General features: G+C 67.5%; 13 protein-coding genes. 7 read left to right on the top strand and 6 right to left on the bottom strand.

Annotated elements, in window-relative coordinates:
- Positions 1-91: 91 nt before the first annotated feature.
- Entirely contained in the window at positions 92-1,120 is a 1,029-nt protein-coding gene (locus tag ASF88_RS09200) for a LacI family DNA-binding transcriptional regulator (RefSeq protein ID WP_055917079.1), read from the top strand.
- A 33-nt stretch (positions 1,121-1,153) separates the two neighbouring features.
- Here the strand turns inward: ASF88_RS09200 and ASF88_RS09195 are convergent, their stop codons facing one another.
- On the bottom strand, positions 1,154-2,344 hold the full coding sequence (locus ASF88_RS09195) for a Bcr/CflA family efflux MFS transporter (protein ID WP_082518871.1): 1,191 nt from the start codon (positions 2,342-2,344) through the stop codon (positions 1,154-1,156).
- 220 nt (positions 2,345-2,564) lie between these two features.
- Between ASF88_RS09195 and ASF88_RS09190 the strand changes: the two genes are divergently transcribed.
- The 3 genes from ASF88_RS09190 to ASF88_RS09180 all read left to right on the top strand — a co-directional run bounded on the left by ASF88_RS09190 (position 2,565) and on the right by ASF88_RS09180 (position 5,678).
- Positions 2,565-3,779: an extracellular solute-binding protein gene (locus ASF88_RS09190; protein ID WP_055917075.1), complete on the top strand. Its 1,215-nt coding sequence runs from the start codon at positions 2,565-2,567 to the stop codon at positions 3,777-3,779.
- Positions 3,780-3,852: 73 nt separating this feature from the next.
- Positions 3,853-4,839, top strand: a complete 987-nt coding sequence (locus ASF88_RS09185) for a carbohydrate ABC transporter permease (protein ID WP_055917072.1) — start codon at positions 3,853-3,855, stop codon at positions 4,837-4,839.
- On the top strand, positions 4,839-5,678 hold the full coding sequence (locus ASF88_RS09180) for a carbohydrate ABC transporter permease (protein WP_082518868.1): 840 nt from the start codon (positions 4,839-4,841) through the stop codon (positions 5,676-5,678). Before ASF88_RS09185 ends, ASF88_RS09180 begins: the two co-directional genes overlap by 1 nt.
- Here ASF88_RS09180 and ASF88_RS09175 read toward each other — a convergent pair.
- Positions 5,671-6,555, bottom strand: a complete 885-nt coding sequence (locus tag ASF88_RS09175; protein WP_055917065.1) for a 3-hydroxyacyl-CoA dehydrogenase family protein — start codon at positions 6,553-6,555, stop codon at positions 5,671-5,673. The two genes, ASF88_RS09180 and ASF88_RS09175, sit on opposite strands and share 8 nt — an antisense overlap.
- A complete protein-coding gene (locus ASF88_RS09170; protein ID WP_082518867.1) occupies positions 6,542-8,587 on the bottom strand; it encodes a beta-galactosidase in 2,046 nt (681 codons plus the stop codon). The genes ASF88_RS09175 and ASF88_RS09170 overlap by 14 nt, the downstream gene beginning before the upstream one ends.
- A 162-nt stretch (positions 8,588-8,749) precedes the next feature.
- Between ASF88_RS09170 and ASF88_RS09165 the strand changes: the two genes are divergently transcribed.
- Positions 8,750-9,592: an alpha/beta hydrolase gene (locus ASF88_RS09165; RefSeq protein ID WP_055917058.1), complete on the top strand. Its 843-nt coding sequence runs from the start codon at positions 8,750-8,752 to the stop codon at positions 9,590-9,592.
- Here the strand turns inward: ASF88_RS09165 and ASF88_RS09160 are convergent.
- From ASF88_RS09160 to ASF88_RS09150, 3 genes are all read right to left on the bottom strand, one after another.
- Positions 9,582-10,346 carry a hypothetical protein gene (locus ASF88_RS09160; RefSeq protein WP_162242567.1) on the bottom strand — a complete coding sequence of 255 codons (765 nt, stop codon included), beginning with the start codon at positions 10,344-10,346 and terminating at the stop codon, positions 9,582-9,584. The genes ASF88_RS09165 and ASF88_RS09160 overlap by 11 nt on opposite strands.
- 65 nt (positions 10,347-10,411) lie before the next feature.
- A complete protein-coding gene (locus tag ASF88_RS09155; protein ID WP_055917052.1) occupies positions 10,412-13,264 on the bottom strand; it encodes an FAD-binding and (Fe-S)-binding domain-containing protein in 2,853 nt (950 codons plus the stop codon).
- Positions 13,251-14,966, bottom strand: coding sequence for an IlvD/Edd family dehydratase (locus tag ASF88_RS09150; RefSeq protein WP_055917049.1), 1,716 nt, complete (start codon positions 14,964-14,966; stop codon positions 13,251-13,253). Before ASF88_RS09150 ends, ASF88_RS09155 begins: the two co-directional genes overlap by 14 nt.
- A gap of 75 nt (positions 14,967-15,041) precedes the next feature.
- Here ASF88_RS09150 and ASF88_RS09145 point away from each other — a divergent pair, with 75 nt between their 5' ends.
- Together ASF88_RS09145 and ASF88_RS09140 are read left to right on the top strand one after the other, a co-directional pair.
- Positions 15,042-15,839, top strand: coding sequence for an IclR family transcriptional regulator (locus tag ASF88_RS09145; RefSeq protein ID WP_055917046.1), 798 nt, complete (start codon positions 15,042-15,044; stop codon positions 15,837-15,839).
- Positions 15,836-16,732, top strand: coding sequence for an SMP-30/gluconolactonase/LRE family protein (locus ASF88_RS09140; protein ID WP_055917043.1), 897 nt, complete (start codon positions 15,836-15,838; stop codon positions 16,730-16,732). The genes ASF88_RS09145 and ASF88_RS09140 overlap by 4 nt, the downstream gene beginning before the upstream one ends.
- Positions 16,733-16,737 lie beyond the last annotated feature (5 nt).

Below are 16,737 nucleotides of genomic sequence, written 5' to 3'. Positions count from 1 at the left end.
ATGTCGAACGGTGATATTCGTTGGGACACGGCCCATTGAATCGCGCCCAGATGAGCTGGAGGTTCCTCGGTGCGGAGCGGAGGTGACGCCGATGCCGCCTGAGGTCCCGACCATGAAGAAGGTCGCCGAAGTGGCGGGTGTCTCGCTCGGGACCGTGTCCAACTACATGAATCAGCCTTCTGTGGTCGCGCCCGCGACGCGGGAGAAAGTGCAGTCGGCGATCGACCGGCTCGGTTACATCCGAAACGCAGCCGCGCGCGACTTGAAGCGCCAGGGGAACGACGGCATTGGTCTCATCGTGCCCGACATCCTGAACCGGCTGTTCGTCGAGATCGCCCGCGGCGCGCAGCTCGCCTCCAACCGGGAGGGGCTGAGCCTCCTCCTGGCGAACGCGGTATACCGGTTCACGTCCTTCCACCCCCTGGCGACCGACGATCAGCAGGATCAGTACCTCGACGTCTTCGCCGAGGAGCGGGTCAGCGGAATCCTGTACGCCGCCATGAGCGATCCCACGGCCGGCATCAACCGCATACGCGGGCATGTCCGCCCGGTGGTCGTGATCAACTACGACCAGCCCGGCGACTGGTGCTCGGTACTCCTCGACAACCAGCAGGCCGGGAGGCTCGGCGGCGAGCACCTGCACGAGCGCGGCTTCCGCCGCGTCTACTTCGTCTCGCCTCACGACGTCGCCCAGCCGCTCGCCGACCGGCGCGCCGGCGCCCGCGACGCAGCGTCCCGGCTCGGGCTCGACCTCATCGAATTCACCGCCGACGGCCTCTGGTTCGACGACGGCCGCCGGGCAGCCGAGGAGATCCTCCGGAGCGCACCGCCGGGTGAGCGGCTCGCGTTCCTCGGCGCCACGGACGAGCTCGCCCTCGGTGCGCTCAGCGTGCTCCGCGAGCGGCCGGAGCTCCGCATCCCCGAGGACGTCGGCGTGATGGGCCTCGAGGGCGCGCACGACTGCCAGCCCTCCGACTGGGTGTCGCTCAGCTCCGTCACCGTCCCGGGCCACCGCATGGGCGAGGAGGCGATCCGCCTGGTGCTCGACGAGGCACGGCCGATGCACCGCCATGAGCGCCTGACGCTGCCCGTCACGATGCGCCAGGGCCGCAGCACCTGACGGGGTCCGCCTGAGCAACGCTCGTGGGTCCTATCAGGTGCGATCCAGTTTCGGTACGCGCCGCGGGTGGAGCACAAGGAACAGCGCGAGAAGCGCGACCACCGCTCCTGCACAGACGACGACCCCCAAGGAGAGCGCGGTTGCTCCGCCGAGCACCCCGGGCAGCGGTGAGATCAGGCCGCCGATCACCGAGTTGGCAAACCCGGTGATCGCGGCGGCGGTGCCCGCCCGTCCGTGGTGGTCCTTCAGGGTGAGTACTCCGACGCACGGGTTCGCGAACCCGGTGGTCGAGACGAAGACGAAACTCGCCGCGGCGATACCAGGGAACCCCGCATGGCTGACGCCGAGGATCACGAGTGCCGAGCCGGAGACCAGTAGCACGGCGAGAGCAGCGCCGAGCATCCACGCCGGCTCCAGGAATCGCATCAAACGGGCAGAGAGCTGCGCGGCGAACAGCAGACCGACAGCATTCACCGCGAACAAGGCGCCGAACTCCTGTGGAGTCAGCCCCAGGTCGCTCTGGAACACGAAAGGCGAAGTTGAAAGATACGTCACGACAGTGGCGAAGATCATGCTGCCGGTGATGGCCGCACCGACGAATACGCGGTCCCGAAGCACGGCACGAAGACGCGATAGCGACGTTGCGTTCTCCGGTGCCCGCTCGTTCCGCGCCGCCAGAGTCTCGGGAACGGCGAGCACGCAGACGACCAGGATGACGAGCCCATATGCGGCGAGCGCGGCGAAGACACCCCGCCAGGAGACGACGAGCAGGAGTTGAGAGCCGATCACGGGCGCGATGATCGGGGCGAGGCCGCTGATCAGCCCGATACGGGCGAGCATCCGCACAAGGCGGTAGCCGCCGAACAGATCCCGGACCATCGCCACGGCGACCACGGCGCTCGCGGCGGCGCCTAGACCCTGGCCGAAGCGTGCGAGGGTGACGACCGCGACGGTCGGTGCCGCGGCCACGGCGATACTCGAGAGCACATGAAGCGCTGTCGCGATCAGAAGCGGGCGCCGGCGGCCGAACGCGTCGCTCATGGGGCCTACCAGCAATTGACCGACACCCATCCCGATAGCGGTCGCGGTGAGAGTCAGTTGGACGGCGCCCTGCGTGACGCTCAGATCGTGTTGGACGCAACCACGGTCTGCGCCACGAGGGAAACTCGTTGCGCAAGTGCCTGGGCCAACCCTCTTGTCTTCGCAGCCACCTCTCGCTACCATCCGATCAATTGTTGCAATAATCGACAATTTGTTCCATTTATCGGAATGCGTCCTTACAGAGAGGTATCGGATGCTGCATCCCACTCACTCCCCCCGTCAGCGGCGGCGAAGCCGGGTCGCCCTCGCCGGACTCATCGGTGCCACAGTTCTCGTCATGTCCGCGTGCTCGTCTCCATCCGCATCCAGTTCGAAGATCGACCCGAACGCGGATGCCAAGAGCGTGAGCGGCACCATCACCGTCATGGTCCCGCCCGGAGAGCTCACCCCAGCGAACATCGCGGAGTTCAACAAGGAGTACCCGAAGGTCACGGTCAAACAGATCGACGAAGACCCCGTCAAGCTGAAGGCGCTGCAGGCCGCCGGGGATCCGCCCGACATCTGGCGCCCTACCGGCCCGCAGATCCCTGCGCTCGTCGCTCAGGGGCAGTTGCTCGACCTGACCACGGCGCTGCACGTCGCCGGCGTGGATGACTCGTCCACCTACCCGGCCGCACGTCTCTACACCGTGAAGGGCAAGCAGTACGGGGCCCCGAAGGACTGGTCTCCCGACTTCACGATCTTCGTCAACAACAAGCTCTTCGAGAAGGCGGGGATACCCGTACCCGACCCGAAGGTGCCGATGTCGTGGGCTCAGATCGGCGACCTCGCCCGGAAGCTCACCGTCTCGTCCGGAGGCGCGACATCGCAATTCGGGCTTACCGGCTCGTGGGAGCTGCTCGGCCCGGCTCGGACCATCCAAGTTGCTCTGGCCGAGAGCGGCGAGTCGCTCTACGCGAAGGACGACAAGTCGATCCGGCTCGCCTCCAACCCGCACGCCGTGAAGGCTCTGCAATTCATCGCCGATCTCGCCAAGGACGGCGCGACTCACAGCCCCCTCAATCCGTCGGCGACGTGGGGAGGCGACGAGTTCATGAAGGGCACTGTTGCCATGGCCAACTACGGATACTGGTTCAATGCGTCCATCGACTCCGGCAAAACAGCCGTGGGAACCGACTACACCCTGCTGCCCGCGCCGTACTGGAACGACCCGAGCTCACGGATCGACCCGACGGTCAGCGCCACCGGCTGGGTGATCTCTTCCAAGACGAAGAACGCCCAAGCCGCCTTCGAACTCCTGAAGTGGTATCTGGCCGGACCGCAGGCGGTCGAGCGAGCACAGGCAGGCTGGGGTTATCCGGCACTCAAGTCGAACACCAAGTACCTGCCCCACGACACCGCCGTCGACAAGCAGGTCCTCGATGTGGTCGATTCCGACGCGAAGGTGTCGCCGTCGCTTCACTTCAACCAGTACTACGACGACGGAGCGTTCACCAACAGCTACAACAAACACCTGCAGGAGTACATCAAGGGCCAGATCGACATCAAACAGTTCGCGAGCGAAATTCAGAACGACGTGAACGGGACGATCGCCGACGGAGTCTCCGCGATCGGTTGATCGGCAGCGGGGCGGGCACGGGACATCGTGTCCGCCCCCCATCCCCACAGATCACACGACAGGCATGGATCACATGACGCTACTCAGGACTCGCGCGCCGCTGGCGGAGCGCTCACCACACGAAGCAACCCCGCCGTCCACCCGGCGGACGGATTTCCGGAGCCGCAACGACGCGAAGTGGTTCCGCCTTCTCACTCTTCCCTGGCTCGCCGGTTTCGTCCTGCTGGGAGCAGCACCGCTGGCCGTCGGGCTCGTCATCTCGCTGACGAACTACAACGGCATCAGCCCCGACCTCGCCCGGTTCGTCGGCGTGAACAACTATCTTCGGGCGTTCAGCGACCCGAACGTCGCGGAGGCCGCGGTGCGCACCGTCGTCTTCGTCCTCTGCTACGTACCACTGAGCTTCCTGATTGCGCTCTCCTTGGCGCTGCTCATCAACGCAGGGCCCCATGTTCGCGGCGTGTTCCGGTCCCTCTACTACCTGCCGAGCGTCGTCCCGGTGGTGGGCGCCGCCTACATCTGGCGTGCGATGTTCAATCAAGACACGGGAGTGATCAACTCGGCGCTCCGAGCGATCAACCCGCAATGGGGAGTCGCCTGGTTCGCCGACTTCGCCACCCCTTCCCTCGTCTCCATGTCGTTGTGGCTGGGGCTCGGGCTCGGCACCGTCATGTACCTTGCCGCGTTGCAGAACGTCCCGGCCGAGCTCGAACAGGCTGCATTGGTGGACGGGGCCGGGTACTTTTCGAGGCTCCGGCACATCGTGTTCCCGCTCATCTCGCCGGTCGCGTTCTTCCAGATCCTGCTGGCACTGATCTACGCGCTCGGCGTGGTGGTCGAGCCCATCCTGCTGGCGACGTCGTCGCCGCTCTCTCCAGCCAACGTGCCGAACGACAACGTGCTGCTTCCCGTGTACACGTACCAGCAGATGTTCACCGACCAACGCTTCGGCTACGCATCCGCGCTTCTCTGGATCACCTTCGCGGGGTCCGTCATCGTCACCCTGCTGCTGTTCGCCACGCGACGCTTCTGGGTCTACAGCGAAAGCGGGAACGTCTGATGAGCGGAATCCGAATCGGCCGCGCCCGATACACGCCGGGCGCACGGAGGCGTCCCTTGATCGTGCCCCTCGTCGTGATCGCCATCGTCCTTCTGGCGCCCATCGCCGTGCTCGCGGGGATCAGCTTCTCGCGCGACGCATCAGCCGGCTCCGGCTTGGGGTCCGTCGACAACTTCGTGGTCGCGTTCGCACGGATGGACGTCCTCCGGTACGCGTGGAACTCGGTCGTGATCGCCGTGGTCTACACGGTGCCCGTAGTGGCGTCCAGCTTCTTCGCCGGCTATGCGTTCGCCCGCCTGAAGGCGCGCGGATCCAGGGCACTTTTCGCCATCATCGTCGCCACGATGCTCGTTCCAATCTTCGTGTACATCATTCCGTTGTTCGTGCTCTACTCCCGCCTCGGCCTGACCAACACCGTGGTCCCTTGGCTGCTCTGGGGGATTGCCGGGAACGCGTTCTACATCTTCCTCTTCCGCCAATTCTTCGACTCGTTCCCCCAGGAGCTGGAGGAGGCCGCGATGATCGACGGTCTCGGCCGCTGGGGAATCATCACGAAGATCGTGCTGCCGAACTCCCGGACAGCCATCGCGACGGTGACGATCCTCGCCATCACCTACATCTGGGGCGAGGTCCTGGTGCAGAGCATCCTGCTTTACAGCGAACCGGCCCAGACGCTGTCTGTCCGGCTTGCGACCGGAGTGCTGAACACGCAGGGCAATGCGGTTCTCACCGGTCCGACTCTCGCCGCAGTACTGCTCTATGTGCTGCCGCCCATCGTCGCCTTCATCGTCTTCCAGCGCCAGATCCTGCAAGGCGTTGCGACGTCGGGTCTCAAGTAACGAGACGAATCGCCTCTCGCGCCGCGAACGCCTCGGCGACGGCCCGATCACCACGTTCGCGGTCCTCCGCTCCGTGGGGGTAGAAGCCACGGCCCGTCTTCACTCCGAGGTCACCGCGTGCGACGCTCTCCTCGAGGAGGACGGGCCGCTCGCTGTCGTCGAGGGTGGGGAAGATCTGCTGGCACACCGCGCGCCACACATCGAGGCCGCCGCGATCCATCGTCAGGAACGGTCCCGCTGCCACCCAGCGCGGCGCGAGGCAGTCCGTCATGACGAGATCGACGATCTCCGGAGAGGCGATGTTCTCACTCACGATGTTCATCGCCTCCCGGACGAGCGCCGCCTGAAGGCGATTGGCGACGAAACCCGTGGACTCCCGCTCCAGCACCACGACCGATTTGCCGGCGCCGGCCAGCGCGGAGCGCACCTTCTCGACCGCGGCCGCCGCGCTCCGACCGCCGGGGACGAGCTCGACCAGGGGCACGACATCCGCCGGGTTGAAGAAGTGAGCGATCACAAGGCGCGTCTCATCCTGCAAGCCTTGCGCGAGCCGGCTGGGGACGAAGGTGGAGGTGTTCGAGGCGATCGGTGCGGCGCTGTTGACCCGCTCGATCTCACGGTACAAGGCGTGCTTCGCATCGAGGTCCTCGAAGATCGCCTCGAAGATGACATCGACACCGTCCACGGCATCGGCCACGCTTGCGCATGCCACGGGGCCGTCCGCGGCTGCCGCCGGAACCGCCGCAGCCGGATCGTAGAATCTCACGGCGTAACCGGCCCGCGACAACACGCGGATGATTCCCTGTCCCATGAGGCCGGCCCCGAGAACGGCGCACTCGAGTGTCCGGGGGGACGTCTCATCGTCAGAGTTCTGCATGCTCGTGAATCCTTTCGGTCTGTTCCGAATCGGCGTCTTCTGAGCGAGCGGGAGGCGCCAGCATGACCCACTCGTTCGGGTGCAGGTCCACCGCGTCGAAAGTCGCCCCCGTCACCAGGTCTCGCCCGGAGAGGGCCGTCGTGACACGCTCGGCTCCGTGGTTCAGCACGACGATCGAGTCCTGGCGTTCGACGATCTCGATGGTCCCGGGCAGGCCGGCGTGCGGGAGGTCGACTCCCGCTTCGGCGAGCAGCCACGCAGCGATCGTCTCGACGCCGCTGCCGCTGGGAAGCGTGGCGAGATAGTAGCCGACGCCGTCGCCGAAGCGGTTCGACGTGAGCGCCGGTTCTCCGCGCCGCCGTCCGTGACCGAACCTTGCGCGCGGCCTGGCACCCTGGAGCACCAGCTGCTCGGCCAGATACCGCCCGACGAACTCGCCCGGTTCGCCATCCGCTGGCGCTTCGCTCTCCCCGGGCCCGCCTTCGCCCGGATCATCGGCGCGGAGCGCGAGCGCCCCGAACTCCACGCTCGTTGCGCCGAGGACGTCCCGGAGCAGGGTCTGGAACCCTCCGACACGGAAACCGTTGTTCTCATCGACGATGTCCGTGTACGGGGTGACCAGAAAGTGCCCACCGCTCTCGACGAACGACGTCAGGTTGGAGGCGCCGCGCTCGGTGAGAAGGTACAGCATCGGCGCGATGACGATCCGGTAGCGGCTCAGGTCGCTCTCCGGGTGCACGAAGTCGACAGGGATGTGCAGGCCGTGGAGGGCGTCATACCACTGCGCGCTCACCTGGTCGTAGCCGATCGAAACCGGCAGGTCGGCGCTCTCCAGCGCCCACCACGCGTGCCAGTCGAAGACGATCGCGACGCGTGCGCCGATGCCGGTGTCGCCGGTCAGCGACAGCTCGGAGAGGTCACGGCCGAGCCGGGTGATCTCCTGCCAGACCCGGGTGGCGGTCCCGGCGTGCGGGAGCATCGCGCTGTGGAACTGCTCCGCTCCGCGCGGCGACTGCCTCCACTGGAAGAACAGAGCCCCGGCGGAACCCCGAGCAATACCCTGAATGCTTTGCGCGGCCAGCTGGCCGGGACTCTTCGGTGCGTTGGACGGCCGGAACAGCACCGCCTCGGTCGCCTGCTCCATCGTGAGCCACGGCTGCCCAGGACGAAGGGAGCGCATCAGGTCATCAGCGAAGGCGGAAGATCGGTACGCGAACGGCTCGTTCGGGTCGGGATAGACGTCATTGGAGACGATGTCGACCTCCTCGGCCCATCTCCAGTAGTCCGCTCCCGGGAATGGGCCCATGAAGTTCGTCGTAATCGGCGCGGTGACACCGTGCTTGCGCAGGATGTCCCGCTCCATGACGTAGAGGTCGAGAAGCGCGTCGCTGCTGAAGCGCTTGAAGTCGAGCAGCGCCGACGGGTTGCGCGAGTACGGCGCGGTGCGCAGAGGCAGGATCTCGTCGAATCCTCCGACGATCTGCGACCAGAAGGCCGTTCCCCACGCGCGGTTGAGAGCCTCGACGTTGACGTACTTTTCCTCGAGCCACCGCCGGAACGCGTCGCGGGCGTTGTCGGAGTAGTCCTGCGCCACATGGCAGCCGTACTCGTTGTTGACGTGCCACATGACGACGGCAGGATGATGCGCGTACCTCTCGGCTATCGCCTCCACGAGTTCGCCGGCGAGCCGGCGATAGCTGGGCGACGTCGGCGCGTAATGCTGACGGCTGTTCGGGTAGAGCGTCCGACCGTGCTCGTCGACCGGCAGGATGTCCGGATACGCCTTGACGGCCCACGGTGGGGGCGACGCCGTGGCGGTGGCGAGGTCCACGCCGATTCCGGCATCGTGAAGCATCCCGAGGATGGTGTCGAGCCATTCCCAATCGAACGTCCCCTCAGCGGGCTGGATCCGCGACCAGGAGAAGACGCCGACGGTGACGAGAGTGACCCGTGCCTCTCTCATGAGGCGGATATCTTCCTCCCACACATCGCGTGGGAACTGCTCAGGGTTGTAATCCCCGCCAAAGTACATCGTGGGTCTCCTCTTATCGTGCGGCGGCGCACCCTCCCATCCCACCTCCTTTTGCCCGCCAAGACGACTCCTGCGCACTGGTTGCGCAACACCCGCCGGACGAGGCGACAAGCCTCATCGACTCCAGTAGGGTGTGCCGGGCGCGGCGGAAGGAGCATCAGCATGCGGTCGGAACGAACTCAGGCGACCCGGTCCGAGGAGGAGCTGGCGATCGACGATCGTCACGTCGATGGCCCGCACGGACCCATCCCCATCCGGGTCTACCGCCGAGGCGGCGCTCAGAGTGATCCCGGTTTGGTGTGGCTGCACGGCGGAGGATGGGCCGCGGGTGACCTCGCCATGCCCGAGGCGGATTGGGTCGCCCGGTCGATCGCGGCGCGCGGCGTTGTCGTCGTCTCGGTCGACTACCGGCTCGCGGTCGACGGCGTCCATTTCCCCGTGCCACTGGACGATGTCGTCGCAGCATTCACGTGGACACGAGCCAACGCGGAGAGCTTGGGGGTGGAGCCCTCCCTGCTCTCCCTCGGAGGCGCGTCAGCCGGCGGCAATCTCGCTGCCGGCGCCGCCCTCCGGCTTCGCGACGAAGGATCTGAGCAGCCGTGGCGGATCGTCCTCGCGTACCCCATGCTGCACCCGCATCTCCCCGAGCTGAGCGCAGAGCTGGCGCCCAAAGTGGCGGCCCTCCCGGTCGAGGACCAGGTCTTCGATCCCGTGTCCGTGGACCGGATGACTCTCAACTATGCGGGGAGCCGGGAGGCTCTGGATGACCCCCACGCCTTCCCGGCCAACGGTGACCCGACGGGCCTTCCGCCGCACGTGATCGTGAATTCGGATGCGGACTCCTTACGGGCGTCGGCGGAGGCGTACGCCGCTCTTCTCGCGACCAGTGGTGTCAGCGTGTACTCGGCCTATGAGCCCGGCACGAAACACGGTCACATCAACCAACCGGAGGAGCGCGCGGCGGAGAGCACGCTGGAAGTCTTCCTCCGAGCGCTCACCTACTGACCCGGAACTCGACGATCGTTCTGGACGAGCACGTCGCCCCGGGCGCGAGCAGCACCTCGTCCTGGTATCGAGTGAGCGGTTCGAGTGCGATGGTGTCCCACGAGCCGATGCCCGCACCGCCCTGGAGGGAGTAGTTCCACCAGATGCCGAGGTACGGGTGGGCTTCGAGATCCACCCGCATCAGGACCTCGAGCCCATCCGCCGCAGTCAGGATGACAGTCGGGTCCGTGAGGCGGACGGCCGCATTGCCACTCGTGCCGTCGGCGTCGGGAGGGATCGTTCCAGGGACATCGGCCGGACCGAGCGACGGCCCGCGCACCGTGAGCGAACCGCCGCCGAAAGCGTCCCGGCGGAAGCACGGGTGCTCCCCCGGGCTCACCGGGCGGCCATCGGCACCCAGGTTCTGCAGCTCGGACGAGACGATGACCGTGGCGTCCCGGACCTCGACCCGCCGGCGAAGCGCGATCGGCTCCGACGACAGCCGAATTTCGGCCTCGACGTGCGTGGCGCTTTGCGACCGGACGCGCCAGGACCTCCTGACCGCCTCGCCGTGGAAATAGGCGGGAGGGCGACCCGGGCGGTCAGGAAGCCCCGCGTTGGGGCTCATCTCGAACCAGCCGCCATGGAGGATCGCCTCCAGGCGTTCGGCGGACGGCTCCCCCGGTTCGCCGAGTTCACCGAGCTCACTGCCCGGCGCGAGTTCCGTCGTCCACAGCAACTCACGACCGCCGGCGATCAGGCTGACGAGCGTCATGCCGCGTTCCGGCTCCACCCCTACGCGGACAGTCTCATTGCTGAGGATCATCGTCACACCCGTCTCTATGCGGGGCCGGTGTCACTCGCGGTGGCGCGATCCAGCACCTGCAGGATGTGCTCGTAGCCGCGTCCGGTCGCGCGGGTCATCCCGAGTTCGCAGGTCCGATTCGACGATGCATAGGCTTCACCGCGCATCCCGGCGGCTTCCGCCGCCTCACGCGCGGTGGCGGAGGCGGTCAGTTCGGGGTGCAGCATCCCGCGGTCTCCCGCGAAACCGCAGCAGTTCCACTCATCGGGCACCAGCACCGATTCCGCAGCCGCGGCGCCGACACGTCGAAGCGCGCCGTCCAGCCCGAGCTGAACTGCCGAGCACGTGGGATGGAGGACGACGGAAGCGACCTTGTTCTCACTGGGAGGCAGTTTGGGCAGCACCTCGGAGTCCACGAAGGCGACAGCATCCACCACCGCGATGCCCGCTTCGCCGGCGGCATCGAGCAAGACTCGCAAGCCTTCCGTGCAGGATGACGCGTCCGAGACGACGGGAATCGCTCCGTCGAGGGTGGCGCGCCGCAGGGACTCGCGGACGCGCTCCTTCATCACGGCATACCCGTCGGTCATCCCTTTCGATTTCCACGGAGTGCCGCAGCAGAGGCTCGCGATGTCCGACGGCGTCGAGACCACCACCCCGGCTCGTTCGCACAGTCGAAGGAAGGACTCCGACACGCCGGACTCGCCGACCGGACCGAACATGGTGTTGGTGCAACTGGGGAAGTAGACCGCGATCGGATCATCCGCGCGGATCACCCGACGCCGACGGCCGCCCTGAGGCAGGTCCGCCGAGTAGGACGGGACGACGTCCGCCCCGAGCGCGGCACGTCCCACCGCGGTGACCGCCCTGGGAAGAGCCGCCGGGAGCGCATCGGCGACCGTCATCGCGATACCGCCGACCCTGCTGGTGGTCCCCCACGTCAGGGCCGCCGCCTTCCAGCCCGCCTGCGCGACGGCCCCGGCGCTCTCGGCGCGCAGGCGACGCACGAGGTCGCCCGTGTTGATCAGGACGGGGCACGCCGTCTGGCACATCCCGTCGACGGCGCACGTCTGAACGCCGTCGTACTCGTATTGCTCCCGCAGCTCGCGCACCAGCTGCGCGTCACCCGCGGCTTCCGCCGCGGCGAGCTCCCGTCGCAGCACGATGCGCTGACGCGGCGTCAGGGTGATGTCCCGGCTGGGGCATGCCGGTTCGCAGTAGCCGCACTCGACGCAGCGGTCGACCTCGTCCTCCACAGGCGGCGCGATCTTGAGATCGCGCACGTGGGCGCCGGGATCCTCGTTGAGGAGTACCCCTGGGTTCAGCATTCCTGCCGGATCGAACAGCCGCTTGATGTCGCGCATGACGTCGTACAGCTCGTCGCCGTACTGTCTGCGCACGAACGGCGCCATGATCCGGCCCGTGCCGTGCTCGGCCTTGAGAGTGCCCCCGTGCGCGAGGACCAGCTCGACCATGTCGTCGGTGAACGCCTCGTACCTGGCGAGCATCCGCGGGTCGTCGAACCGCTCGTTGAGCATGAAGTGGATGTTGCCGTCTTTCGCGTGCCCGAAGATGACGCAGTCCTCGTATCCGTAGCGGTCGAACAGCCGGATGAGTTCCTGGCACGTCTGGTACAGCCGGTCGACCGGGACGGCGATGTCCTCGAGGAGAGCGGTGGTGCCCGAGGGGCGATTTCCCGCGACGAGCGTGTAGAGACCTTTCCGGATGTGCCAGAGCTGCGCACGACGCCCGGCGTCCGAACTGAGCTCACCGGGCGCTGCGAGGTTCACGGCGTCGAAGAGCGCGGGCGCGCCCGCGAGCCGATCGGCCAGCTCTGCAGCGGAGGCCTCCTGATACTCCACGAGCAGTGCAGCATGGTCTGCGACAGTGAGCGCGCGCAGCTCCTCTGTGGCCTCCGGATCGCGCTGGGCCACGCGCAGGCTGGTGGCGTCGAGGAGTTCGACCGTAGCGAACCCCGCGGCGACGAGCTCAGGGAGCGCCGACGTCGCGGCGGCGAGATCGTGGAACAGCAGGAGCCCGGTCGCGACGTGCGGCTTGACCGGAACGGTGTCGAAGGTCGCCTCCGCCACGAAGGCGAGGGTTCCTTCGCTGCCGATCACGAGGTGCTCGAGGATCGCGACCGGCCGGTCGTGGTCGAGGAACGAGTTGAGTCCGTAACCCATGGTGTTCTTGATCGCGTACAGCGACCGGATGCGGTCCGCCCACTCCGGGTTGCCGCGCACGCGGTCACGCAGCTCTTCCAGCCCTGCGGCGAGCGCCGGTTCGGTGGCGCGGAGCACGGCATCCGCATCCGGCGCGCCGGTGTCGATGACGGTACCGCTGGGCAGCACCAGCACGGCGGAGCGGAGCGTCCGGTAGCTGTTCGCAACGATGCCGCAGGCCATGCCGCTGGAGTTGTTCGCCACGACGCCGCCGATCGTGCAGGCGATCTCGCTCGCTGGGTCGGGGCCCAGTTTGCGGCCGTGCCTGGCCAGTCGCGCGTTCACCATGCGCACGGTAGCGCCCGGCTCGGCCGTGACCGCGTTACCGGCGTCCTGCACCCGGATCGAGCGGAAGTGGTGGCGCGTGTCGACCAGGATGCCGGCCGTGCCCGCCTGCCCGCTGAGGCTGGTGCCGCCGGACCGGAAGGTCATGGGCACGCCTCGCTCGCGGCTGACGCGGAACAGTGCGGCGACCTGATCGGTGGACGACGGGGACGCGACCACCTGGGGCGTCAGCAGATAGTGGGACGCGTCGTGCGCGGAGCCCAGTCGGTCGGTCGCGCGTGCGGCGACGGTCGCCCCGGTCGCTTCGAGGGCGGCGACAAGGGACGGGTCCACCGGGTCGAGGCGCGGTCGCGGCGAGAGCCGGACGTCAGTGAGACTCACGCGACACCGTCGATCCGCTCGAGCCGACGAGGAAGTCCAGGTCCGCGCCCTTGTCGGCCTGCAGCACGTGATCGACGTAAAGCCGTTCCCAGCCGCGCCGCGGGTTCGCGTACGCGCTGACTGTGGCGTCGTTCGGGATGCGCGCGGCGAGCTCCTCCGCCGGTACGTCGAGGTCGAGGCGGCGGTTGCGCACGTCCAGCTCGATCCAGTCACCCGTCCGCACGAGCGCCAGCGGGCCGCCGGCCGCCGCTTCCGGAGTGACATGCAGGACGACGGTGCCGTAGGCGGTTCCCGACATGCGGCCGTCGCAGATCCGGACCATGTCTCGGACGCCCTTCTCGAGCAGCTTCTTCGGGAGCGGCATGTTGGACACCTCCGGCATGCCCGGATACCCCTTCGGCCCGCAGCCCCGCAGCACCATCACCGAGTTCTCGTCGATGTCGAGCTGGGGGTCGTCGATCCGGGCATGGAAGTCCTCGATGCTGTCGAAGACGACCGCCTTACCGCGGTGCTTGAGCAGGTGCGCCGAGGCGGCGGCCGGCTTGATGATCGCTCCCCCGGGGGCGAGGGAGCCGCGCAGCACGCTGATTCCGGCGGCCGGCTGCAGAGGCGTCGCGCGCGGGGTGATGACGTCCTCGTCCCAGATGCGCGCATCCTCCAGGTAGTCGACCAGGGGTCGGCCGGTGATGGTGAGGGCGGCCGGATCGAGCAGGTCTCGCACTTCGCGCAGCACCGCGAGGAATCCCCCGGCGCGCTGAAGGTCGTCCATCAGGTACCGACCCGCCGGCTGGAGGTTGACGAGCAGCGGCACCTCGGCGCCGATCCGGTCGAAGTCGTCGATGCTCAGGTCGATGCCGAGACGTCCGGCGATCGCCAGCAGGTGCACAACTGCATTCGTCGACCCGCCGATCGCGGCGAGCGCCACGATCGCGTTGTGGAAGCTTGCGCCGGTCAGGAAGCTGCTCGGACGGCGGCCTTCCGCGACGAGCTGCACCGAGAGCCGCCCGGTCTCGTGGGCCGCCTCCAGGAGCCGGCTGTCCGGAGCCGGCGTGCCCGCGAGGCCCGGTAGCACGGTGCCGAGCGCCTCCGCAACCAACGCCATCGTCGATGCCGTGCCCATCGTGTTGCAGTGCCCCTTGCTGCGGATCATCGACGATTCGGACTTCAGGAACTGCTGCTCGCTGAGCGTTCCGGCCCGCACCTCTTCGCTCAGCCGCCACACATCGGTGCCGCAGCCCAGCGCCTCCCCGCGGAAGTGCCCGGTGAGCATAGGCCCGCCCGGGACGACGACCGCGGGCAGGTCGACGGAGGCCGCCGCCATCAGCAGCGACGGGATGGTCTTGTCGCAGCCGCCGAGGAGCACGACCCCGTCGATGGGGTTGGCGCGCAGCATCTCCTCCGTGGCCATCGCCGCCATGTTTCGCCACAGCATCGCGGTGGGCCGCACCTGGGTTTCGCCCAGCGACACGACCGGGAGCTCGAGAGGAATGCCGCCGGCTTCGTAGATACCGTTCTTCACGGATTGCGCAACTTCGGTGAGGTGGGAGTTGCAGGGTGTGAGATCCGAAGCAGTGTTGGCGATGGCGATCTGGGGGCGGCTGTCGAAATCGTGGGGCAGTCCGCGGCGCATCCAGGCCCGGTGGATGTAGGAGTTGCGATCGTCTCCGGAGTACCACTCCGAACTGCGAAGGTTCGACGCCATTGTTCCAACTTTCGGAAGTGTGGTCTAGATAATGAAACTGTTTGCTAGCATAGGCGATCGACGAGGAGGACACCAATGCCACGCACACCGGCGGCCATCGACGGCGACGAACGCCTGGTCGGCACGGACCGCGTGCTCGCCGTGCTCGTCGAACTGGCTGGACTCCCCGCCGGCGCCACCCTGGACGACATGGCGCAACGCACCGGCAACCCCAAACCGACGGTGCACCGAGCGCTCGCTTCACTGAAGCGCTCGGGGCTCGCCACCCAGGACGGCCGGGGGCACTACATCCTCGGAGACGAGTTCCTCCGTCTGGCGTTCGCCCACCATGAGGCGCGGCCCGACCATGTTCGCGTTCGCCCCATCCTCGACCGGCTTGCCGAGCGGTTCGGGGAGACCATCCATTTCGCCGTGCTCGATGGCACCGACGTGGTGTACCGCGACAAGGTGGATCCGAGCGGCGGGGCGGTACGGCTGACGTCTACGATCGGCGGACGCAATCCCGCGCACTGCACCGGCGTCGGCAAAGCTCTGCTGGCGACCCGGCTCCGCACACTGGACGACGTCCAAGCGTGGATCGGAGAGCGTGCACTCGAGCAGCGCACCCCGACCACAGCGACAACGGCGGACGAGCTACACGCCCGGCTCGTCGAGACCCGGCAACGCGGGTACGCCATCGACGACCAGGAGAACGAGGCGGGCATCAACTGCATCGCCGTCCCGGTCTACCTGAGCTCCCCCACCAGACCGTCCGGTGCGATCAGTGTGAGCGCCGTCGCCTACCGGACCCCTCTCGAGACCCTGGTGGAGGCGGCCGAGGATATCCGGCGCATCGTCGCCCAGACGAACGGCGGTCGGGAGGAGAGCGCGTGAACAGCGGGCTGGTCACGGCGACGGCCGATTCCTACTTCCTGGGCGAAGGCCCGCTCTGGGACCCCGTGCGATCACGCCTTCACTGGGTCGACATCCCAAGCGGCGCGGCACTGGAGGGCACTCTCCTCGACGACGGGACGATCCGCGTGGCCGACCGCCTGGTCGTCGACGACACCGCGGGGGCCGTAGCGGTGTCCGAGCGCGGCGAACGACTGATCGCGGGTGGTCATCGCCTCCTCGTGGTCGGCTTAGACGGTCGGATCACCCCCTCCTCACCGCTGATCGACGGGCCGAGACGCTTCAACGACGGCAAGCCCGACCCGGTCGGGCGCTTCGTCGTTGGCACCCTCTCGCTCGACGGCCCCTCGGAGGCTGAACTCCTGATCCAGATCCATCGGGATGGAACCACCCGCGTCATCGACGACGACCTCACGCTGTCCAACGGGCTCGCCTGGTCCGCAGACGGGAGCGTGCTGTACAGCGTCGACACGGAGCGCCGGATCGTCTTTCGTCGCAGCTACGACGTCGCGACCGGGGAGACCGGGCCGCGGTCGGTCTTCCTGACCTTCGATGAGGGCTACCCGGACGGCATGACGATCGACGCCGAGTCCCACCTCTGGATCGCGATCTGGGGGCTGGGCGAGGTGCGCCGTCATGCACCCGACGGCCGGCTCGTCCAGACCATCCATGTGCCGGCGCCGCACACGTCGAGCGTCGCTTTCGCCGGGCCTGACCTCGAAACGCTCGTGATCACCACAGCCACGCAAGACCTGAAGGAGGATCTGCTCGCCGCGTTCCCCCTCTCCGGGCGCATCTTCACCGCACGTCCGGGAGTCCGTGGGCTGCCCCAACCTCTGTGGGCGGGTCCAGCCGATCCCCCTCCGACCGAGTAAAGGAA

The organism is Leifsonia sp. Leaf336, assembly GCF_001423695.1.
Classification (GTDB): domain Bacteria; phylum Actinomycetota; class Actinomycetes; order Actinomycetales; family Microbacteriaceae; genus Leifsonia.
Note: the sequence above shows the minus strand (reverse complement) of the source record. Positions and strands in the feature narration are given on the sequence as shown.

Coding starts and splice junctions, on each gene's coding strand:
- ASF88_RS09160 (WP_162242567.1), bottom strand. CDS start 10,346: ATGACGCTCGTCAGCCTGATCGCCGGCGGTCGTGAGTTGCTGTGGACG.
- ASF88_RS09180 (WP_082518868.1), top strand. CDS start 4,839: ATGAGCGGAATCCGAATCGGCCGCGCCCGATACACGCCGGGCGCACGG.
- ASF88_RS09195 (WP_082518871.1), bottom strand. CDS start 2,344: ATGGTAGCGAGAGGTGGCTGCGAAGACAAGAGGGTTGGCCCAGGCACT.
- ASF88_RS09200 (WP_055917079.1), top strand. CDS start 92: ATGCCGCCTGAGGTCCCGACCATGAAGAAGGTCGCCGAAGTGGCGGGT.
- ASF88_RS09185 (WP_055917072.1), top strand. CDS start 3,853: ATGACGCTACTCAGGACTCGCGCGCCGCTGGCGGAGCGCTCACCACAC.
- ASF88_RS09150 (WP_055917049.1), bottom strand. CDS start 14,966: ATGGCGTCGAACCTTCGCAGTTCGGAGTGGTACTCCGGAGACGATCGC.
- ASF88_RS09165 (WP_055917058.1), top strand. CDS start 8,750: ATGCGGTCGGAACGAACTCAGGCGACCCGGTCCGAGGAGGAGCTGGCG.
- ASF88_RS09170 (WP_082518867.1), bottom strand. CDS start 8,587: ATGTACTTTGGCGGGGATTACAACCCTGAGCAGTTCCCACGCGATGTG.
- ASF88_RS09145 (WP_055917046.1), top strand. CDS start 15,042: ATGCCACGCACACCGGCGGCCATCGACGGCGACGAACGCCTGGTCGGC.
- ASF88_RS09175 (WP_055917065.1), bottom strand. CDS start 6,555: ATGCAGAACTCTGACGATGAGACGTCCCCCCGGACACTCGAGTGCGCC.